The organism is Blautia sp. AM28-27, assembly GCF_003480905.1.
GTDB classification, from domain to species: Bacteria; Bacillota; Clostridia; order Lachnospirales; family Lachnospiraceae; genus Fusicatenibacter; species Fusicatenibacter saccharivorans.
This window is the reverse complement of the sequence record NZ_QUJK01000010.1, coordinates 59,668-78,781: the sequence shown is the minus strand read 5'-3', so window position 1 is coordinate 78,781 and position 19,114 is coordinate 59,668. Positions and strand designations below refer to the sequence as shown.

The following is a 19,114-nucleotide window of genomic DNA, read 5'->3' as shown; positions in this document are numbered from 1 at the left end:
GGATGTGGAATTATGAAAAACGCCTCGAGTATCCTGTAAACATCACGACACCAAACCCCAAAATCGCCCAAATTATCATGAGTCAGTACGGTGGACCGGATGGAGAGATGGGCGCATCCATGCGGTATCTCTCTCAGCGTTTCACAGCACCGAACCGAATTGTAGCAGGGGTGTTGAATGATGTTGGGACAGAAGAACTCGCACACCTTGAGATGGTTTCAACGATCGTTCATCAGCTCACCTGCAATCTTTCTCTGGAAGAAATTCAGAACTCTGGTTTTGCCAATTACTATGTAGACCACACAGCCGGAATCTGGCCGCAGGCGGCTGGCGGAGTTCCGTTTAATTCTTGTGAGTTCCAGTCGAAAGGTGATCCTTTGACAGATTTGTTCGAAGACCTCGCTGCGGAGCAGAAAGCCCGGTCAACGTATGATAACATCCTTCGTTTGGTAAAAGATCCTGAAGTTGCAGATCCGATTCGTTTCCTGCGGGCGCGTGAAGTTGTGCATTTCCAGCGTTTTGGTGAAGCACTGCGTTCTGTACAGGATGAATTGAATTCGAAGAACTTTTATGCGTTTAATCCGTCGTTTGATGCAAAGACTTTCTGTGCGGCACCGCAGCCAGGGGCAGGTCAGGGGAATTGCTGCACAAGATAGTAAATTAAAAATCAAAGAACAGCACACCACTGGAAAATCCCATCTGAAAAACAGGTGGGATTTTTTGGGTTTACAGTAAGAAAATCTTATCCAGTCGTAAATCATTATCCCATCATAATATAGAAAAAAGACTTTCAAAAACAGAACAGTCAGAAAGGATGTTCCATGGAAGCAATGAATTATGTAAAGCCCGAACTCATCGTCGTTGCGTTCGTGCTGTATTTTTTCGGTGTTGCTTTGCGGCAGGCACCGGATGCGGACAGCAGGATGGAAAAATCAGTAAGCAGCCCATCCGCCATGGTAAAAAAACTGCAGAAGTGGTGCAACCAGAAATAGAAAAAAGAATACTCAAAGACCCGGTTTTGTGTTATACTGGAAGATAGTTTAAAATGAACAGAAAGAAAAGAGCTTCAAAAAAGACTCGAAGTGTCAAATGTAAAATACAAAAGAGAAAAAATAAAGGTAATTTTTGCATACAGATTCATCGGGGGAATTGCGGCTGACAGGAGAGAACAACAGCAGATGAGAAAAAAGGCAGTAAAAAATGCAGGAATGATACGAATTTATCTGAATATGGCATGGAAACTTTTGCAGAAAAACCTGCTTAGCATCGTGATATTTGAGACGGTCTACCGCCTGTTTTCCAGCCAGCTGGTTTCAAGACTCGCCAATGCGGCGATCAACTTTTCCTTAAAACAGCTGGGAACGAGTTATATGACATCGGAAAACTTCAACAAGATCATGCTGCATCCGCTGACCCTTCTGCTGATTTTTGGAATTCTGCTTGTTTTCTTTTTCTGTATGCTGTTTGAAATCTATGCTGTCATGGCGGCTCTGGAGGCCTCCTGGAAACGAAAACGGATTTCCGTTCCTGTCATGATGCTTGCCGGCGGAAGAGGAGCTGCACAGTTTGTGCGTGCCCGCCCATGGACCTGGTTTTTCTACATGGCAGCGAGCTTCCCGTACCTTTGGCTGCACAGCAGCTACAGCGCCATCCGCAGTATGAAACTGCTTCAGGTTTCCCTGACGAAGATTTTCAATGCCTTCCCGGCATACTGGATCCCGGTGGTGCTGACGATTCTGCTTGTCGCGTTCTCGTTTGTGTTTTCCTACACCATCCCGTTCCGGTGCATGATGACGGAAAAAGAGAAAAATACCCATCTGCGGGTGCGCCAGACACTGGAAAAACGCGTGCTGCGTGAGCTTGGCATCAACGTCTTTTTCCAGGTGATGATTTTTCTGATTACGTGGGTTTTGTATCTGATTTTCGGAACGGCTGTCGTTGCCTATGCAAAGCTGGTGAAAACGCCGTCTACCGTTGTCAGTACCGTCATCGTCTACGGTGACTGGGTCAAATCGACGATGAGCCTGATCGGCGGAGCGTTCGGCCTTGTCGGAAGCATTACGTATCTGTATCTGATTTTTATCCGTTCCTCCCGAAAGGGCTACCAGAAGAGCCGGACAACGAAAAAGCCGAGCTCGAAGCTGGTACGCACCTTCTGCGGTCCGGTAACGGCGGTGGTTCTCACGATCGCCATGCTGGCGGGAGAAACGGTTTATCTTGTATATGCCATGCGCGCAACACGTGCAGAGGCAACGGCTTCCTCCCAGTATATTTCGGTGTCAGCGCACCGGGGCGGAGCCAGAAAAGCACCGGAAAATACGATGAGCGCGATCAAATATGCAGTGGACAGCATGTCGGATTACGCGGAGATCGATGTACAGGAGACGAGTGATGGTGAGATTGTCCTTATGCACGACACAAATCTGAAGCGGACAACCGGTCTGAATGCCAGCATCTGGACCCTGACCTACGATGAAATCAGCCAGCTCGATGCCGGTGTACGATTCAACAAAAAATTCCGCGGCGAGCAGATTCCGAAGCTGGAAGAAGTCATCGCGTACGCGAAAGGAAAAATCAACCTGAATATTGAAGTAAAATACAACGGCCACAACCAGAATATTGTCAAAAAAGTGGTGAAAATCATCGAGGACAATGACTTTGTGGATCAGTGTGTGCTGACTTCCATGAACTACAATTTCCTCAGGCAGGCAAAGAAAATCAATCCGGATATCAAGACCGGGTATACGATGAAAATGTCGTACGGAGGCCTGGAGGATATGGACGCGGCGGACTTCTTTTCTGTAAAATATACGTACATCACCGAAAGCTTTGTAGAGCATGCGCACAGTCTTGGTAAAGAAGTCTGTGCCTGGACGCTGAATTATCAGGGAGATATGCAGCGGATGGTCAACTGCGGCGTGGACAACATTATCACGGACGATCCGGAGCTGGTGCGTAAGGTTATCCTCGGAACGACCGACCGAAATCCGGGCTTTGTCAGCCTGCTTGGCTATGCACTGAAATAAATGGAGTAAAACAATGGAGGTGGAAACTTCATGGCAGAGAAAGTAAACATGCCATCCCAGAAGAAAGAAAAGAAGAAAAAGAGGAAGAAAAAACTTCCTTCGGATTTTTATGATTATAACCTGCTGGCCTGCACTATTTTGCTGGTCAGCTTCGGACTGATTATGCTGTACAGCGCGAGTGCCTACGAGGCGGCCAGTACATTCAAGGGAAATGATATGTATTATTTCACGCATCAGGCGGGGCTTTCTGCTATTGTTCTGGTGGGGATTGTGATATTGTCGAAGTTTGTAGATTATCATAGTGTATGGTTCCAGCGGATTGCAGCACTGGTATACTGGGGAAGTCTCCTTCTGATGGCGGCGGTAAGGTTTACGCCGCTTGGTTATGAAGCCTACGGGGCGAGAAGATGGCTCCGGATCGGCGGTGGCAGTCTTCAGCCTGCGGAGATTGGAAAGCTGGGGCTGATTCTGTATTTGCCATACATTATCCTGAAGATGGGAAAAAATATGCGTACCATCCGCGCAAAAGCAATTGTCCTCGGACTTGGCGTGCTGCAGGCGCTGGCTGCGTGGATTCTGACGGACAACCTGAGTACCGCCATTATTCTGGGACTCATCGCCTGCGTCATTTTGTTTCTGGCGGACCCGGAGGTAAAATTTTATGCGCGTGTGATTCCGGGCGCGGCGGTAATTGGCGTTTTTGCGATTATCATTTTAAAAAATAATCTGCAGATCTTTGAAAGAATAGGCGGTGACTTCCGGTCGAACCGTATCTATGAATGGCTTTCCGGAGGCAGCTATCAGATTCTGCAGGGACTTTATGCGATTGGCTCCGGTGGATTTCTCGGAAAAGGACTTGGCAACAGTACGCAGAAGATTACAACAATTCCGGAAGCACAGAACGATATGATCTTCTCGATCATCTGCGAGGAGCTTGGAATATTTGGCGCGCTTCTTGTATTGCTGCTGTTTGGCTACCTGCTGTACCGTCTGTTTGTGGTTGCACAGAATGCACCGGACGCGTATGGAATGCTGATGGTGAGCGGCGTTTTTGCACATATTTCCATTCAGGTTATTCTGAACCTGTGCGTTGTTCTGAAACTGATGCCGGCAACGGGAATTACCCTTCCATTTATCAGTTACGGAGGAACATCGGTGCTCTTTATCCTGACGGAAATCGGCATTGCCCTGTGCGTCTCCCGCTTTATTGTGTTCCAGGATGGAAAGAGCGGAGAAGGAGAGGCACAGGCGGAAGAACAGTAAAAGTAGAAAAATCTATTGACAAATGCCGGAATAACAGATACACTTTTTTCGAAAGAAATACTGGCTGCCGGGTAGAGGCAGGAAGGAGCAGAATAATGTTAGAAAAGATAAAAGAAATTTTAGTAGAACAGCTCAACTGTGATGCAGACAGCATCAACGAAGATACCTCTTTTAAAGATGACCTGGGTGCAGATTCCCTGGATCTCTACGAGATGGTTATGGCATTAGAAGACGAGTACGGAATTGAAATCGACACCGACGAACTGACAGACCTTTCTACCGTCGGCGACTTTATGGAATATTTGAAACAGCACGGCGTAGAGGTCTGAAAAAGAGCATTGCCGCTGGCAAAAGTGGAAGGATGGTGCAGCTCGGAAGAAACGCCGGGCTGTTTTCCATTCTAAATAAATGGTGGAAGGGAACAGACAAAAGGATTGTTCCAGAAAAACCAGAAATCAGGAGAAAAGAAAAATGAGCAATGTAAAAACAAGATTTGCACCGAGCCCGACAGGCCGGATGCATGTAGGAAATCTGCGTACTGCCCTGTATGCGTATCTGATCGCAAAACACGATGACGGAACCTTTATGCTCCGTATCGAGGATACCGACCAGGAGCGTTTCCAGGAAGGCGCACTTGATATCATCTACCGTACCTTAAAAGAGACCGGCCTGGTACACGACGAGGGACCGGACAAAGACGGCGGCTGCGGCCCGTACGTACAGAGCGAGCGTAATGCAGCAGGTCTGTACCTGAAATACGCAAAACAGCTGGTAGAGCAGGGTGACGCTTATTACTGCTTCTGTGACGCAGAGCGCCTGAGCCAGTGCAAGCGTAACGTAGGCGGAAAAGAAATCTCGATCTACGACAAACACTGCCTTGGTCTTTCCAAAGAGGAAGTAGAGGCCAATCTGGCAGCCGGCAAACCGTACGTCATCCGTTTCAATATGCCGACCGAAGGAACCACAACCTTCCACGATGAGATCTACGGAGACATCACCGTAAACAACGAGGAGCTGGAAGACCTGATCCTGATCAAATCCGACGGATATCCGACCTACAACTTCGCAAACGTCATCGACGACCATCTGATGGGTGTAACCCACGTTGTCCGCGGTAATGAGTATCTGTCCTCATCCCCGAAATACAACCGTATTTACGAGGCATTCGGCTGGGAAGTTCCGGTTTACGTACACTGTCCGCTGATCACCAACGAGGAGCATCAGAAGCTGTCCAAACGCTGCGGCCATTCTTCTTATGAAGACCTGATCGATCAGGGCTTCTTAAAAGATGCCATTGTCAACTTCGTAGCCCTTCTTGGATGGAGCCCGGAAGGAAACCGCGAGATCTATTCTCTCGAGGAGCTGGTAAAAATCTTCGATTACCACCACATCAGCAAATCTCCGGCCGTTTTCGATATGACAAAACTCCGCTGGATGAACGGCGAGTACATGAAGGCAATGGACGACGAGAAGTTCTATGAGATGGCGCTTCCGTATATCCAGAAGACAATCCACCGTCCGCTCGATTTTAAGAAAATTGCAGCCATGGTAAAAACAAGAATCGAAGTATTCCCGGATATTGCAGACCTCATCGACTTCTTCGAGGAAGTTCCGGAATACGACGCTTCGATGTACACTCACAAAAAGATGAAGACAAACGAGGAGACCTCCCTTGCACTTCTTCAGGAAGTAAAACCGCTGCTGGCAGCGCAGGAAGATTTCAGCAATGATGCTCTCTTTGAGATGCTCAGCGCATTCGGAAAAGAAAAAGGATACAAGACCGGTTATATTATGTGGCCGATCCGTACCGCTCTTTCCGGAAAACAGATGACACCGGCCGGCGCAACGGAAATCCTTGAGGTTCTGGGAAAAGAGGAGTCTCTTGCCCGCATCGACAAAGCGATTGAGAAATTATCCAAATGATATATAATGATTCACAAAAAAAAGCGGTGATGCATACCACCGGCCCCATGATGGTCCTTGCCGGACCGGGGTCGGGGAAAACCGCAGTGATTACGGGGCGGACCTGCCAGCTTGTAACGAGCGGCATTTCCGCCTCTCGTATTCTTGTCGTAACATTTACGCGTGCGGCGGCAAAAGAGATGAAGGAGCGGTATTTGAAGGCGATGGGAAAGACGAGTACCCAGGTCACCTTTGGAACGTTCCACGGGATATTCTACGCGATTCTGCGCCATACGTACCGCATGTCCGGCAACAATATTTTAAGCGAGGAAGAGAAAAAGCGGCTGATGCGCGAGCTGGTCAACCACTATGCCAGAGACCTGGAGGAAGAGGATCTCGAGGAAAATCTGGCGCGCGAAATCAGCACTGTGAAGAACAATCAGATCCCGCTGGAACATTACTATTCCGCCTGTATGCCGCAGGAAAAGTTCCGCGAAATCTATGAGGCGTATGAGAAATGGCGGAAGGAGAACAAAAAACTCGATTTCGACGATCTGATGGTGCAGTGCAAACGTCTCTTTCTGGAGCGGCCGGAGGTCCTCCGCGCCTGGCAGCAGAAATTTCAGTATATCCTGATTGACGAGTTTCAGGACATCAGCCCCGTGCAGTATGAGATTGTGCGGATGCTGGCGCTGCCGGAAAATAACCTCTTTATTGTCGGGGATGACGATCAGTCGATTTATCAGTTCCGCGGGGCCAAGCCGGAGATCATGCTGAATTTTCCGAAAGATTACCCGGGCGCGGCGCAGGTAGTGCTCGATAAAAATTACCGTAGTACGGAATTTATCGTGAAGCGGTCCCAATGCCTGATCCACCACAACAAAAAGCGGTATGAAAAGGCGATTTCCACCGACAACGAGAAAGGCGCTCCGGTTGCAATCCGGGGATATAAGAACCCGCGCGAGGAGATGCGTGCCGTTGCCGAGGAGCTGCGGGAGGCGGAGAAAAACGGCTGTCCGTATGAAGAGATGGCGCTTTTGTTCCGCACGAATCTTGGCTGCCGGACAGCAGTAGAGGAACTGATGGAAGCACAGATCCCGTTCCAGATGCGGGATACCCTGCCGGATCTCTATGACCACTGGATTGCGAAAGATCTGCTGACGTATCTGAATCTTGCGATGGGAAGCCGGAAGCGCGGCGAGTTTTTAAAGATTGCCAACCGCCCGAACCGTTATCTGTCGCGGGATGCCTTTGAGGAGGCGACTGTTTCGTTCGATGCACTTCTGGAATATTACGAAGAAAAAGACTGGATGTGCCAGCGGATCCGCAAACTGGAGCAGGATATCACGACACTGACGCATTTATCGCCGTTCGGCGCGGTCAATTACATCCGCTATGCGATCGGCTATGAACAGTATGTGAAGGAATATGCTGCATACCGCCATCTGAAAGAGGATGATCTGATTTCCGTTTTGGACGAGCTGCAGGAGGCGGCAAAGAGCCAGAAAAGCATCGAGGGCTGGTTTGCACATATTGAGGAATACCAGCAGAAGATGAAGGAAAAACAGAAGCAGCGCGCAGAGAGTGCGGAAGGAGTTATGGTTTCCACCCTGCACAGCGTCAAGGGACTCGAGTACGACAAGGTCTATCTTCTTGACGTCAACGAGGGTGTAATGCCGTATCAGAAAGCAGTCCTTGCGGAGGCGATCGAGGAGGAGCGGCGGATGTTCTACGTCGGAATGACGCGCGCCCGGAAAGAGCTGACGCTCTGTTATGTGGAGGAACGGTTTGAAAAGAAAGTCGAGCCGTCCCGGTTCCTGGACGAGGTGATCCAGTAAATTTGTACTGTTGTGAAAGATGTTGAAAATAAATTTACTAATTGATAAAATTTTAACAAATAATACATTGACAAAGTTTTAACAATGAAGTATAGTAATACCTGTAAGCGGGAACAATAAGATGACCGCAAAGCGAGGAGGAAAAACATTATGAAAATTTTATTTTACGATACCCAGAGCTACGACAGAGAATCTTTCGACCGAACCAAAGAGCAGTTTCCAGAAATTGAAGTGGAATATTTAAAAACCGGCCTTGCTGCAAGAACCGCTTCCCTGGCAAAGGGCTACGATGCCGTGTGCGCCTTCGTAAACTCCGATGTCGGAACAAAAACCGTAGAAGCACTGCATGAGGCAGGCGTCAAGCTGATCCTAATGCGCTGCGCAGGCTTCAACAACGTAGATTTAAAGACAGCTGCAAAATACGGCATTGATGTACGCCGTGTACCGGGTTACTCCCCGGAGGCTGTAGCTGAGCATGCGATGACACTGGCCATGACGGTCAACCGCCACATGCACAAAGCATATACGAAAGTAAGAGAAAACGACTTCAGCCTGGGCGGACTGATGGGATTTAACTTCTATCAGAAGACCGCCGGAATCGTCGGAACCGGAAAAATCGGTGCGGCTATGGCAAGAATCTGCCGCGGTTTCGGCATGAAAGTCATCGCTTACGATGTATACCAGAATGAATCCTTAAAAGATTTTGTTACGTACGTAACTCTTGATGAACTGCTGGCACAGAGTGATCTGATCTCCCTGCACTGCCCGCTGATGGACAGCACATACCACATGATCAACCGCGAGAGCATCAAAAAGATGAAAGACGGCGTGATCCTGGTCAATACGTCCCGCGGAGGTCTGGTAAAGACAGACGACCTGATCGAGGGAATCCGTGCAAGAAAATTCTTCGGCGTCGGCCTTGACGTATACGAGGAGGAAACCCCGAACGTATTCGAGGACCGTTCCGATGAGATTCTGGAGCACTCCACCACAGCACGTCTCCTGTCCTTCCCGAACGTTATGATCACTTCACATCAGGGATTCTTCACCGAGGAAGCACTGCGTGCGATTGCAGAGACCACACTGCAGAATGCGCTGGATTTCGAGGCAGGAAAAGAGACCCCGAACATTGTCCGTGCATAATGGAAATCCACTAGAAAACAGTTATCTTATAAGAGAACAAGAGACAACCCATTTTCGGCGGGTTGTCTCTTTTAAATTATAAGAAAATAGTGTATGATGATAGATAGCAGAAAAAACGGCCGGGAAAAGTGATCTGGCCGGATACAAAAGGAGAGCAGGATTTTATGGACTGTAAAGAAGCAGAAAAATTAATACAGCCATACGTGCAGGGAAATATGCCGGAGAAAGAGATGGAACCGTTTATTTCCCATATCCGGAAATGCCATACATGCCACGAGGAACTGGAGACATATTTTATTGTGAACCGTGCGATGGCATATTTCGAGGATGACGCGCCCGATTCCTACAATCTGACAGGACTTCTGGAACGCGATCTGGAGAAAAAAGAGGAAGAAGCGAGATACCGCCGGTACAAAGATACGTTTTTCCGGGTGCTGATGCTGATTCTCGTTCTGTTTCTGGTGCTCCTGGCTCTGCACTATTTTGAAGTGATAGAATTACCCTGGCTGAAAGGATTATTATGAGTGATAAAATCGTATTACTGGACGGACACAGTATTCTGAACCGGGCTTTTTACGGCGTACCGGATCTGTCCAATGCAGAAGGACTGCACACGAACGCCGTATATGGATTCCTGAATATTCTGTTTAAAATTCTCGATGAGGAGCAGCCGCAGTATCTTGCCGTGGCGTTTGACCTCCATGCACCGACATTCCGCCACAAAATGTATGACCAGTACAAGGGAACGAGAAAGCCGATGCCGCAGGAATTGCGCGAACAGGTTCCGGTGATCCAGGAAGTGCTCGCAGCAATGGACATTGAGATTGTCACAAAAGAGGGCTATGAGGCGGATGATATCTTAGGAACGCTCGGCCGCAAATGCGAGGCGGAAGGGATGGAAGTTACGATCGTATCCGGAGACCGCGACCTGCTGCAGCTTGCAACGGATCACATTCTGATCCGGATTCCAAAGACCGTAAAGCGTGTGACGACGATTGAAAATTACCACACGGCAGAGGTGTTGGAAAAATACAGTCTTCTCCCGAAACAGATCATCGATCTGAAAGCGCTGATGGGCGATACCGCAGACAATATCCCGGGTCTGCCGGGTGTCGGCGAGAAAACCGCGACGAAAATCCTGCTACAGTACGAGACACTGGAAAATGCGCATGCACATTTCGAGGAGATCAAACCGAACAAGGCAAAAGAGGCGATGCGTGATCATTATGATCTGGCGAAATTAAGCAAAAAACTTGCAACGATTGATACCGATGCGCCGGTGGAGCTCGACCGTGAAAAAGCGGCACTCTCGAATTTTTATACACCAAAAGCGTATGAGATGTTCAAACGTCTGGAGTTTAAAAACCTGCTGGGCCGCTTCGAGGAGACGAATGCAGAACCAGAGGATGCCGTCTTTCTGCGCACCGTAACGGATTTTTCCGAGGCGGAAGAACTCTTTGGAACCATCGCGAAGGAGGAGAAGGCAGGAGCCGCTCTTCTGACAGAAGAAACCCCGAAGGACGGACCGATGGCAGATCGGAGCCGTTCACTTGTCGGTATGGCAGTTGCGTATGGAAGCGGAGAGCCGGATGTTGTTTACTTCCCAGCAGAAGGTTTCCTGACCGGAGATTATTTAAAAGAAAAATTGACTGAGCTGCAGAAGCAGATTCCGGTTTTCTGCGTCATGGACGGAAAAGAATTTCTGAAGGATATGCCGGACGCCGATGAAGCCCATCTGTTTGATGCCGGAATTGCCGCGTATTTATTAAATCCATTGAAATCACAGTATTCGTACGATGATATCGTAAAAGAGTACGTACACCGCTATGTGCCGGCAGTGGAAGAGATCTTCGGCGGAAGCAAGATTCCGGCCGCAGGAAAGATGACGCCGGAACAGCAGGAGTCGTATGCAGGTCATCAGGCGTATGCTGTATTTGCCGCACAGGAAAACATGGAAAAGCTGCTGAAGGAGCAGGGCATGTGGGATCTGTACCGGAATGTGGAGATTCCGCTGGTGTTTACGCTCCGTCAGATGGAAGCGGATGGAATCGCCGCAGAAAAAGAAGCACTTTCCGTTTACGGAGCTGAGCTGGCGGAGCGGATCGGAGAGCTGGAGGCACAGATCTACGAGGAGGCCGGCGAGGAGTTCAACATCAATTCCCCGAAGCAGCTCGGCGTGATTCTGTTTGAAAAGCTGCAGCTTCCGGGCGGCAAAAAGACCAAGACGGGTTATTCCACCGCCGCCGATGTGCTCGAAAAGCTCGCACCGGATCACAAACTCGTTGCCGATATTCTGGAGTACCGCCAGCTTGCCAAACTGAAATCGACGTACGCCGACGGTCTGCAGGCCGTGATCGGGAAAGATGGAAGAATCCATTCGACATTTAACCAGACCATCACCGCGACCGGCCGCATCAGCAGTACCGATCCGAATCTGCAGAACATTCCAGTGCGGATGGAGCTTGGCCGTCTGATCCGGAAAGCCTTCGTGCCAAAGCCTGGCTGTGTCTTTCTGGATGCCGACTATTCCCAGATTGAGCTCCGCGTGCTGGCCCACATGTCGGGCGATGAAAACCTGATCGAGGCGTACCGCGAGGCGGAGGATATCCACCGCATGACGGCATCGAAAGTGTTCCATGTGCCGCTTGAAGAGGTAACACCGCTGCAGAGAAGAAATGCGAAGGCGGTCAACTTCGGTATCGTATACGGCATCAGTTCGTTCGGTCTGGGCCAGGATCTCGGCATCAGCCGGAAAGAGGCAGAGGCCTATATCCAGCAGTATTTCGAGACGTATCCGGGTATCCATGAGTTTTTGAACCGCTGCGTAGAGGATGCCAAAGAGAAAGGCTATTCCGTGACGATGTTCGGACGCAGACGGCCGATGCCGGAGCTGAAATCGAGCAACTTTATGCAGCGGTCATTCGGCGAGCGCGTTGCGATGAATGCGCCGATCCAGGGAACGGCGGCGGATATTATTAAAATAGCGATGATCCGCGTGGCGAAACGGCTGAAAGAGGAGCAGTTAAAGACCAGACTTCTTCTTCAGGTACACGATGAGCTGCTGCTGGAAGTGCCGGAAGACGAGCTCGAAAAGGCAGAACAGATCCTGGAAGAGGAGATGACCGGGGCAGCACATCTGGCTGTCAAACTCGAGATCGATATGCACACAGGAAACAACTGGTACGAGGCGAAATAGCGCACTCATACCAGGAGCGAAAGGATACAAAAGAATGAAAGTTTTTGGAATTACAGGCGGCGTGGGCGCCGGAAAAAGCGAAGTGCTCACGTACCTTGGACAGAATTATGATGCAACGGTGATCCAGGCGGACGAGGCAGGTTACCTTGTGATGCTGCCGGGCGGCGAATGCTATGGAGAGATTGTGAAGCTGTTCGGCAGACAGATCACCACAGAGACCGGCGAACTTGACCGGAAACGGATTGCTGAGATCGTTTTTCAGGACGAAGAAAAGTTAAAAGCCCTGAATGCGATCGTTCATCCGGCGGTAAAACGGTATATCAAAAAAGCCATTGCAGCCGCGGAAAAAGCAGGGACGGAATACGTCTTTGTGGAGGCTGCACTCTTAATCGAAGAAAAATATGATGAAATTTGTGATGAACTGTGGTATATTTATGCGGATGAAGAAGTCCGGAAGGAGCGATTGATCGAAGGACGCGGCTATTCCGAGAAGAAAGTTCGCGAAATCATGGCAAATCAGCTTTCCGAGGATGAATTCAGCAGCCACTGCGATTTTGAAATCGACAACAGCGGCGATTTTGAGGAAACAAAAAAACAGTTAGACCATAGGATGAAAAAATATGAAACTTTGTAGTATTGCAAGTGGTTCGAGCGGAAACTGCATTTTCGCGGGAAGCGAGACCACAAGCCTTCTGATCGATGCGGGCATCAGCGGAAAGCGCGTGGAGGCGGGACTGGCTGTTCTCGATCGCAGTGCGAAGGAGCTGGACGGCATTCTCGTGACACATGAGCATTCCGATCATATCCAGGGCCTTGGCGTGCTGGCGCGCCGGTACGGTATTCCGATTTACGCAACGGATGGAACAATTCAGGCGATGCAGCAGACGAAGAGCCTTGGAAAGTTCCCGGAGGGGATTTTCCACATGATTCACGCGGATGACACGTTTACACTGGGAGACATCGCCGTACATCCGTTTACGATCTCTCACGATGCGGCAGAGCCGGTCGGCTACCGGATGGAGTCCGGCGGGAAATCAATTGCGATCGCGACGGACCTTGGTGTCTACAGCGATTACACGGTTCAGAATCTGACCGGGCTGGATGCCGTTTTGTTAGAGGCAAATCACGACGAGAACATGCTTGCGGTCGGACCGTACCCGTATCCGTTAAAACAGCGGATCGCCGGGGCGAAAGGCCATTTATCGAACCTGGCGGCAGGCCATCTCCTCTGCGAGATTCTGCACGACAATCTGCAGGAAGTGCTGCTCGGCCATCTGAGCAAGGAAAATAATTATGAGGCACTGGCCTTTGAAACCGTGGCCTGCGAGGTCACAACGGGTGATAATCCGTATCACTCGGGTGATTTTCATCTCGCTGTCGCTAAAAGAAGCGAAGTATCACCGTTAATTGAGGTTTAAATATACATTTTTAGAGCTACATACCATGTTTTTCGCAAGGCCGCCATTACCGGTTTTTCCGGGGCTTTGACATAAAACCAGAAAAAGGAGAATGGAAACATGAAGAAGACAATTATCACTGTCGTAGGCAAGGACACCGTGGGCATTATCGCAAAGGTATGTAATTATCTGGCAGAGAACCAGGTAAACATCGAAGACATTTCTCAGACGATTGTGCAGGGATATTTCAACATGATGATGGTAACGGACGTCTCCAAGAGCGAGAAATCCAACGCAGAGCTTGCAAAAGATCTGGAGGAGCTTGGAAGTTCCATCGGCGTTGTCATCCGCTGCCAGCATGAAGATATTTTCAATATGATGCACCGTATCTAAAGCGAAGGAGAAAAACGACATGATAAATCTGTTTGAAGTAAAGGAAACGAACGAGATGATCGAAAAAGAGAATCTGGACGTTCGTACCATTACCCTTGGAATCAGTCTTATGGACTGTATCGACTCCAATCTTGACAAGCTGAACCGCAAAATCTACGACAAAATCACGACGACTGCCAGAAATCTGGTTTCCGTAGGTGAGGAGATCGAGGGCGAGTTCGGTATTCCGATTGTAAACAAGAGAATTTCCGTTACCCCGATTGCCTTAGTCGGCGCAGCAGCCTGCAGAACGCCGGAGGATTTCGTGACGATTGCACAGACTCTGGACCGTGCGGCAAAAGAAGTCGGCGTCAATTTCCTCGGCGGCTATTCCGCTCTGGTAAGCAAAGGTATGACGACAGCAGATGAGCTTCTGATCCGTTCTATCCCGCAGGCACTGGCTGTTACGGATTTTGTCTGCAGCTCCATCAACCTTGGCTCTACCAAAACCGGTATCAACATGGATGCTGTCAAACTGATGGGTGAGATCATCAAGAAGACGGCGGAGGCAAGCAAAGAGAACAACTGCCTTGGATGCGCAAAACTCGTTGTTTTCTGCAATGCACCGGACGACAACCCGTTCATGGCAGGCGCTTTCCACGGCGTAACCGAGGCGGATGCCATCATCAATGTCGGCGTTTCCGGCCCTGGTGTTGTCAAACATGCTCTGGAAAAAGTACGCGGCGAGAACTTTGAGGTACTCTGCGAGACGATCAAGAAGACCGCATTTAAGGTAACGCGTGTCGGCCAGCTCGTTGCACAGGAGGCTTCCAAGCGGCTGAACATTCCGTTTGGTATCATTGACCTTTCCCTGGCACCGACTCCGGCGATCGGAGATTCCGTTGCGGATATCCTTGAGGAGATCGGCCTCGAGCACGCAGGTGCACCGGGAACGACAGCAGCGCTGGCACTTCTGAACGATCAGGTGAAAAAGGGCGGTGTTATGGCATCTTCCTATGTCGGCGGTCTCTCCGGCGCATTCATCCCGGTTTCTGAGGACCAGGGTATGATCAACGCAGTCAACGACGGTGCGTTGACCATCGAGAAGCTGGAAGCTATGACTTGTGTCTGCTCTGTAGGCCTTGACATGATCGCCATCCCGGGAGACACGAAAGCATCGACCATCTCCGGAATCATCGCAGATGAGCTTGCCATCGGTATGGTCAACCAGAAAACAACGGCAGTCCGCCTGATCCCGGTCATCGGAAAAGGCGTGGGCGAGACCGTAGAATTCGGCGGCCTCCTCGGCTATGCACCGATCATGCCGGTCAACAACTTCTCCTGCGAGGCATTCGTCAACCGCACCGGAAGAATCCCGGCTCCGATTCATTCGTTTAAAAACTAAAAAGACAGCTGAAAAGCCGGCAGTGATCCTGAATGGAAAGGATCGCTGCCGGCTTTTTTACTATCTGCGCAAATAAAAATAGTAATTTTAAGGAATGTATAGTATGATATATTACATACTGATAATTTTACTTGCAACCCATAAAAAGTGTAAGAAAAAATGAATTATTACGGGGAACTTCAGCGGTAGCAGCCGTTGTTCTAGCAATACCTCTGCGGATGTGGATGTGAAGGCCGCCATAGAAAACACAAAGTATTATTTGAACAAAAACGGCAAAATGCAGACTGGCTGGCAGAAGATCGGTGGAAAATGGTATTACATGGATAAGAACGGAGCGCTGCAGGAATCTAAATGGATCAGCGGAATTTATTATGTAAAAGTCGATGGGCAGTCCGTTCGTCTGATGAAAGACCGGAAAGCTTTCCTTCCTCCCGGTAAATCGCACGGATCTGGTTCATGATGAGGTACAAAACAGACTGTTTCCTCAGATCTTTCGGTATGACCTCCAGTGCCTCATGGAACTTGCGCCTGTAATGTACCCAGCACCCTGCGATCTTCAGATCTCCAAAATATGATGTTCCTCAACTTCGACTTTTCAGGCACAAAGCGGTAACATCTGGATATGGCATCTGGAAGCTGTTTTCATTCTTTTTGCCGATCTGTTTTTTCTTTTTGGCTGCTCTTATTGGACAGCACGATCTGTTCCATCATCAGCTGCATCTTATCATTGCGGGTCTGTGTCTGTTTTGTCAGTTCCTCCATCTGATCCTGAAGACAGAGAAACAGAAGAAAATATATCTGCCGAAAGTCCATTTCCGTTTTTGATACACATCACTGGAACTTTTGGCACAGTTGCTGTTCTTTTTTTGCCTTTTAACGCTAAAAGGTAATGTTTTTCTTGTGTGCAGTAAAGTGTTACAGTATAATAAAACCAGTTTTTTTGCATAAGTTTAAGCGGAGAATCCTGCCGTAGCAGGATCCTTTCTTACGGTGTTATTTCACAGACGTAACCATAATAGTTTTACTGCAGGGGGGGATAGAAAATGAAAACAAAAGAGATTCAGGAACTCTATCAAATAAAATTACATAGTATGGACACGATCCTGCATCAGATATCGCTTATGGATCAGGTGGAAAATGAGCAGGAGCTGTCAGAAATCATTCACTCTTTGTTGCAGGCGATTGGAAACTATACAGGGGCAGACCGGGTATATGTTTTTGACTGGGAAACCGATCAGAAGGACAGTCTGAGCAATACATTTGAATGGTGTGCCGATGGAGTGGCACCAGAGATAGATAACCTTCAGGCAATCCCGGTCAGTTCGATGCCGAACTGGGTGAAACGATTTGAAAACAAGGAAGTAATCGTGATTCATGATCTGGAAGCGACAAAAAATTCTGAACCGGAAGAATATGAATTGTTAAAAACACAGGAAATATGTTCCTTGATTGCGGTGCCGATTTATGCCAATCATCAGATGAATGGATTCATCGGGGTAGATAATCCTGATTTGAGGCAGAATGAGATTTCCATTACACTGCTGTCTGATGTTGGCGGACATCTTGGATGTGTGAGGGAAAATCTGAAAAGTACGGTACTGTTGAAAAAGGCTCTTGATGAGGCGACAAAGAGGTCAGAGATTATTGCCGCAATTGCTACGTTGTATGTAACAATCGTACAAGCCAATGTTAAAGAGCGGACATATGAGCTTTTGAAAGGCCATGACCTTGTGCAAAAAATCCTTGGACAAAAGGGGAAAATTGATGATGTTATGGAAAGACTTCCAACAGCATTTGCCGCCCAGGAAGAGAGAGAAAAATACCGGGAGTTTCTTGACTTTGATACATTGACAGAGAGACTTCGTAATACGAATTCTGTTTCGATTGAATTTATGGGAGTAAACGGAGAATGGCGGCTGGCCAGATTTATTGTAAAGAGCAGAGATGCACATGGAAACGCTGTGGATGTGCTTTATGTCGTACGAGATATTACGGAAGAAAAATCACGGGAACTCATGTATCAGAAACAGCTTAAGGAAAGCATGGAAGATGCTCATCGCGCGAATCTTTCAAAAACAGCCTTTCTCCGGCGTATGAGCCACGATATCCGTACACCGCTAAACGGAATCGTGGGGATGATCCATATCGCTGAAAAATATAACAATGATGTGGTCAAGTTAAGGGAATGCAGGAAGAAGGTACTTCAGTCCGCCGATTATCTGCAAAATCTGATCAACAATGTCCTGGATATCAGCAAACTGGAATCCGGTTCCCTTGTGTTGGAACATAAATCCTTTGATCTGGCAGAACTGTTAAGGAATAATCTGACGGTTGTTGCAATGAGTGCTTATGAGAATGGTGTAAGATTTGAAGGCGGCGTGGAAGCAAGCACAATCCGCCACAGATATTTGATTGGAAGTCCGGTACATCTGAGCAGGGTTTTAATGAATCTTTCTTCCAACGCGATTAAATACAATCATTTTCATGGAACAGTGAATGTTCAATGCGAAGAATTATCGGATGATGGGAATATAGCTGTTTTTCAGTTTGTATGTTCAGATACCGGTCTTGGTATGAGTGAAGAATTTCAAAAACATGCGTTTGATGCTTTTGCGCAGGAAGGCAAACAGTCAACTACAACATTCAGTGGCTCCGGTCTGGGACTTTCGATTGTCAAAGATATTGTTGAACGGATGGGTGGAACGATAGAACTGGAAAGCGAAGAAAATGTAGGAAGCACGTTTACGGTTACGGTTCCATTTGAAATAGATTATTTGGTTGAAAATAATGATTCACAGAAGGACAGCTACTCACAGGACATGGATCTGTCAGGAAAACGGGTGCTTCTTGTTGAAGATAATGTCATTAATATGGAGATAGCCCATGCAATCCTGGGGGAGGAGCATCTGAACATTACAGAAGCGAAAAACGGAAAAGAGGCATTTGAAATATTTCAGAATTCCAGGTTGGATGAGTATGATGTCATCATCATGGATGTGATGATGCCGGTAATGGATGGGCTGGAAGCAACAAAAGCAATTCGTATGCTGGAACGTGAAGATGCCAAAAAGATTCCAATCATTGCCATGACGGCAAATGCTTTTGAGGAAGATCGGAAAGCATGTCTGGAGGCCGGGATGAATGAACATATTGGAAAGCCGATTGATATTCCGCGATTAAAAAGAGCGATCACAAAACTGCTGACAAAAAAGGGGTAGTAAAAGCAAAAACATAATCATTCATTGAAATTAAGAAAAACTATAGTAATTTTATTAGGACGCTTCCGTATCCTGGAAGAGCCTCTGATGATCACCGGAATAGGCGTTGCTTTTGCAAAAGAGGATGACAGGGGAATCTGTGAGCAGATGGGCCAGACACAGGAAGAGATGCGTCTGGATGGCACATCCCTGAAAATCATTGAAAAATACCTGGATGATCCCCAGAAGTATCTGGAGGTGGAGAAAAACGGATCCAGCTGCTCGGCGGTCTGATAGGAATCTGTGTAGCTGTAGTCTCTCTGTTTTATTTCTTCCACGCAGAAAAAGCAGAAGCAGAGAAAAGAATGGTGGAGA

17 protein-coding genes and 1 pseudogene are annotated in these 19,114 nt (G+C 48.2%); 17 read left to right on the top strand and 1 reads right to left on the bottom strand.

What is annotated here, in order from left to right; translation table 11 throughout:
* Window positions 1-2: 2 nt before the first annotated feature.
* The 15 genes from DW743_RS12810 (at window position 3) to DW743_RS19085 (ending at window position 16,002) form a co-directional block, all read left to right on the top strand.
* Entirely contained in the window at window positions 3-656 is a 654-nt protein-coding gene (locus DW743_RS12810) for a manganese catalase family protein (protein ID WP_055218834.1), read from the top strand.
* A gap of 165 nt (window positions 657-821) precedes the next feature.
* On the top strand, window positions 822-992 hold the full coding sequence (locus DW743_RS17985; protein ID WP_156327612.1) for a hypothetical protein: 171 nt from the start codon (window positions 822-824) through the stop codon (window positions 990-992).
* Between the two features lie 186 nt (window positions 993-1,178).
* The gene (locus tag DW743_RS12805; protein WP_055228402.1) at window positions 1,179-3,026 is read left to right on the top strand and encodes a glycerophosphodiester phosphodiesterase; all 1,848 of its coding nucleotides are present in this window, start codon (window positions 1,179-1,181) and stop codon (window positions 3,024-3,026) included.
* A 30-nt stretch (window positions 3,027-3,056) separates the two neighbouring features.
* The gene (locus tag DW743_RS12800) at window positions 3,057-4,289 is read left to right on the top strand and encodes an FtsW/RodA/SpoVE family cell cycle protein (RefSeq protein WP_022462711.1); all 1,233 of its coding nucleotides are present in this window, start codon (window positions 3,057-3,059) and stop codon (window positions 4,287-4,289) included.
* A 95-nt stretch (window positions 4,290-4,384) separates the two neighbouring features.
* On the top strand, window positions 4,385-4,618 hold the full coding sequence (acpP, locus tag DW743_RS12795) for an acyl carrier protein (protein WP_022462712.1): 234 nt from the start codon (window positions 4,385-4,387) through the stop codon (window positions 4,616-4,618).
* A 142-nt stretch (window positions 4,619-4,760) separates the two neighbouring features.
* Window positions 4,761-6,212: a glutamate--tRNA ligase gene (gene gltX, locus DW743_RS12790; RefSeq protein WP_022462713.1), complete on the top strand. Its 1,452-nt coding sequence runs from the start codon at window positions 4,761-4,763 to the stop codon at window positions 6,210-6,212.
* A complete protein-coding gene (locus DW743_RS12785) occupies window positions 6,209-8,029 on the top strand; it encodes an ATP-dependent helicase (protein ID WP_117761783.1) in 1,821 nt (606 codons plus the stop codon). Before gltX ends, DW743_RS12785 begins: the two co-directional genes overlap by 4 nt.
* A 150-nt stretch (window positions 8,030-8,179) precedes the next feature.
* Entirely contained in the window at window positions 8,180-9,172 is a 993-nt protein-coding gene (locus DW743_RS12780) for a 2-hydroxyacid dehydrogenase (RefSeq protein ID WP_022462715.1), read from the top strand.
* 164 nt (window positions 9,173-9,336) lie between these two features.
* The gene (locus tag DW743_RS12775; protein ID WP_055267330.1) at window positions 9,337-9,696 is read left to right on the top strand and encodes a zf-HC2 domain-containing protein; all 360 of its coding nucleotides are present in this window, start codon (window positions 9,337-9,339) and stop codon (window positions 9,694-9,696) included.
* On the top strand, window positions 9,693-12,368 hold the full coding sequence (gene polA / locus DW743_RS12770; protein WP_117761782.1) for a DNA polymerase I: 2,676 nt from the start codon (window positions 9,693-9,695) through the stop codon (window positions 12,366-12,368). Before DW743_RS12775 ends, polA begins: the two co-directional genes overlap by 4 nt.
* A gap of 34 nt (window positions 12,369-12,402) precedes the next feature.
* Window positions 12,403-13,002 carry a dephospho-CoA kinase gene (gene coaE, locus DW743_RS12765; protein WP_117510320.1) on the top strand — a complete coding sequence of 200 codons (600 nt, stop codon included), beginning with the start codon at window positions 12,403-12,405 and terminating at the stop codon, window positions 13,000-13,002.
* Window positions 12,989-13,786 (top strand): MBL fold metallo-hydrolase, encoded by a 798-nt coding sequence (locus DW743_RS12760; RefSeq protein WP_117761781.1) that lies wholly within the window; start codon window positions 12,989-12,991, stop codon window positions 13,784-13,786. Before coaE ends, DW743_RS12760 begins: the two co-directional genes overlap by 14 nt.
* Before the next feature lie 99 nt (window positions 13,787-13,885).
* A complete protein-coding gene (locus DW743_RS12755; protein ID WP_022462719.1) occupies window positions 13,886-14,158 on the top strand; it encodes an ACT domain-containing protein in 273 nt (90 codons plus the stop codon).
* Between the two features lie 19 nt (window positions 14,159-14,177).
* Window positions 14,178-15,542, top strand: a complete 1,365-nt coding sequence (locus DW743_RS12750) for a PFL family protein (RefSeq protein ID WP_055267333.1) — start codon at window positions 14,178-14,180, stop codon at window positions 15,540-15,542.
* A gap of 220 nt (window positions 15,543-15,762) precedes the next feature.
* The gene (locus DW743_RS19085) at window positions 15,763-16,002 is read left to right on the top strand and encodes a hypothetical protein (protein ID WP_438267032.1); all 240 of its coding nucleotides are present in this window, start codon (window positions 15,763-15,765) and stop codon (window positions 16,000-16,002) included.
* Here DW743_RS19085 and DW743_RS12740 read toward each other — a convergent pair.
* Window positions 15,923-16,105 (bottom strand): annotated as a pseudogene (locus DW743_RS12740) (IS66 family transposase); the annotation flags it as partial. The gene DW743_RS19085 and the pseudogene DW743_RS12740 sit on opposite strands and share 80 nt — an antisense overlap.
* Before the next feature lie 480 nt (window positions 16,106-16,585).
* Between DW743_RS12740 and DW743_RS12730 the strand changes: the two are divergent.
* Both DW743_RS12730 and DW743_RS12725 read left to right on the top strand, forming a co-directional pair.
* The gene (locus DW743_RS12730; protein ID WP_117761779.1) at window positions 16,586-18,760 is read left to right on the top strand and encodes a hybrid sensor histidine kinase/response regulator; all 2,175 of its coding nucleotides are present in this window, start codon (window positions 16,586-16,588) and stop codon (window positions 18,758-18,760) included.
* A gap of 87 nt (window positions 18,761-18,847) precedes the next feature.
* Window positions 18,848-19,033, top strand: coding sequence for a hypothetical protein (locus tag DW743_RS12725; RefSeq protein ID WP_243004583.1), 186 nt, complete (start codon window positions 18,848-18,850; stop codon window positions 19,031-19,033).
* Window positions 19,034-19,114: the final 81 nt, after the last annotated feature.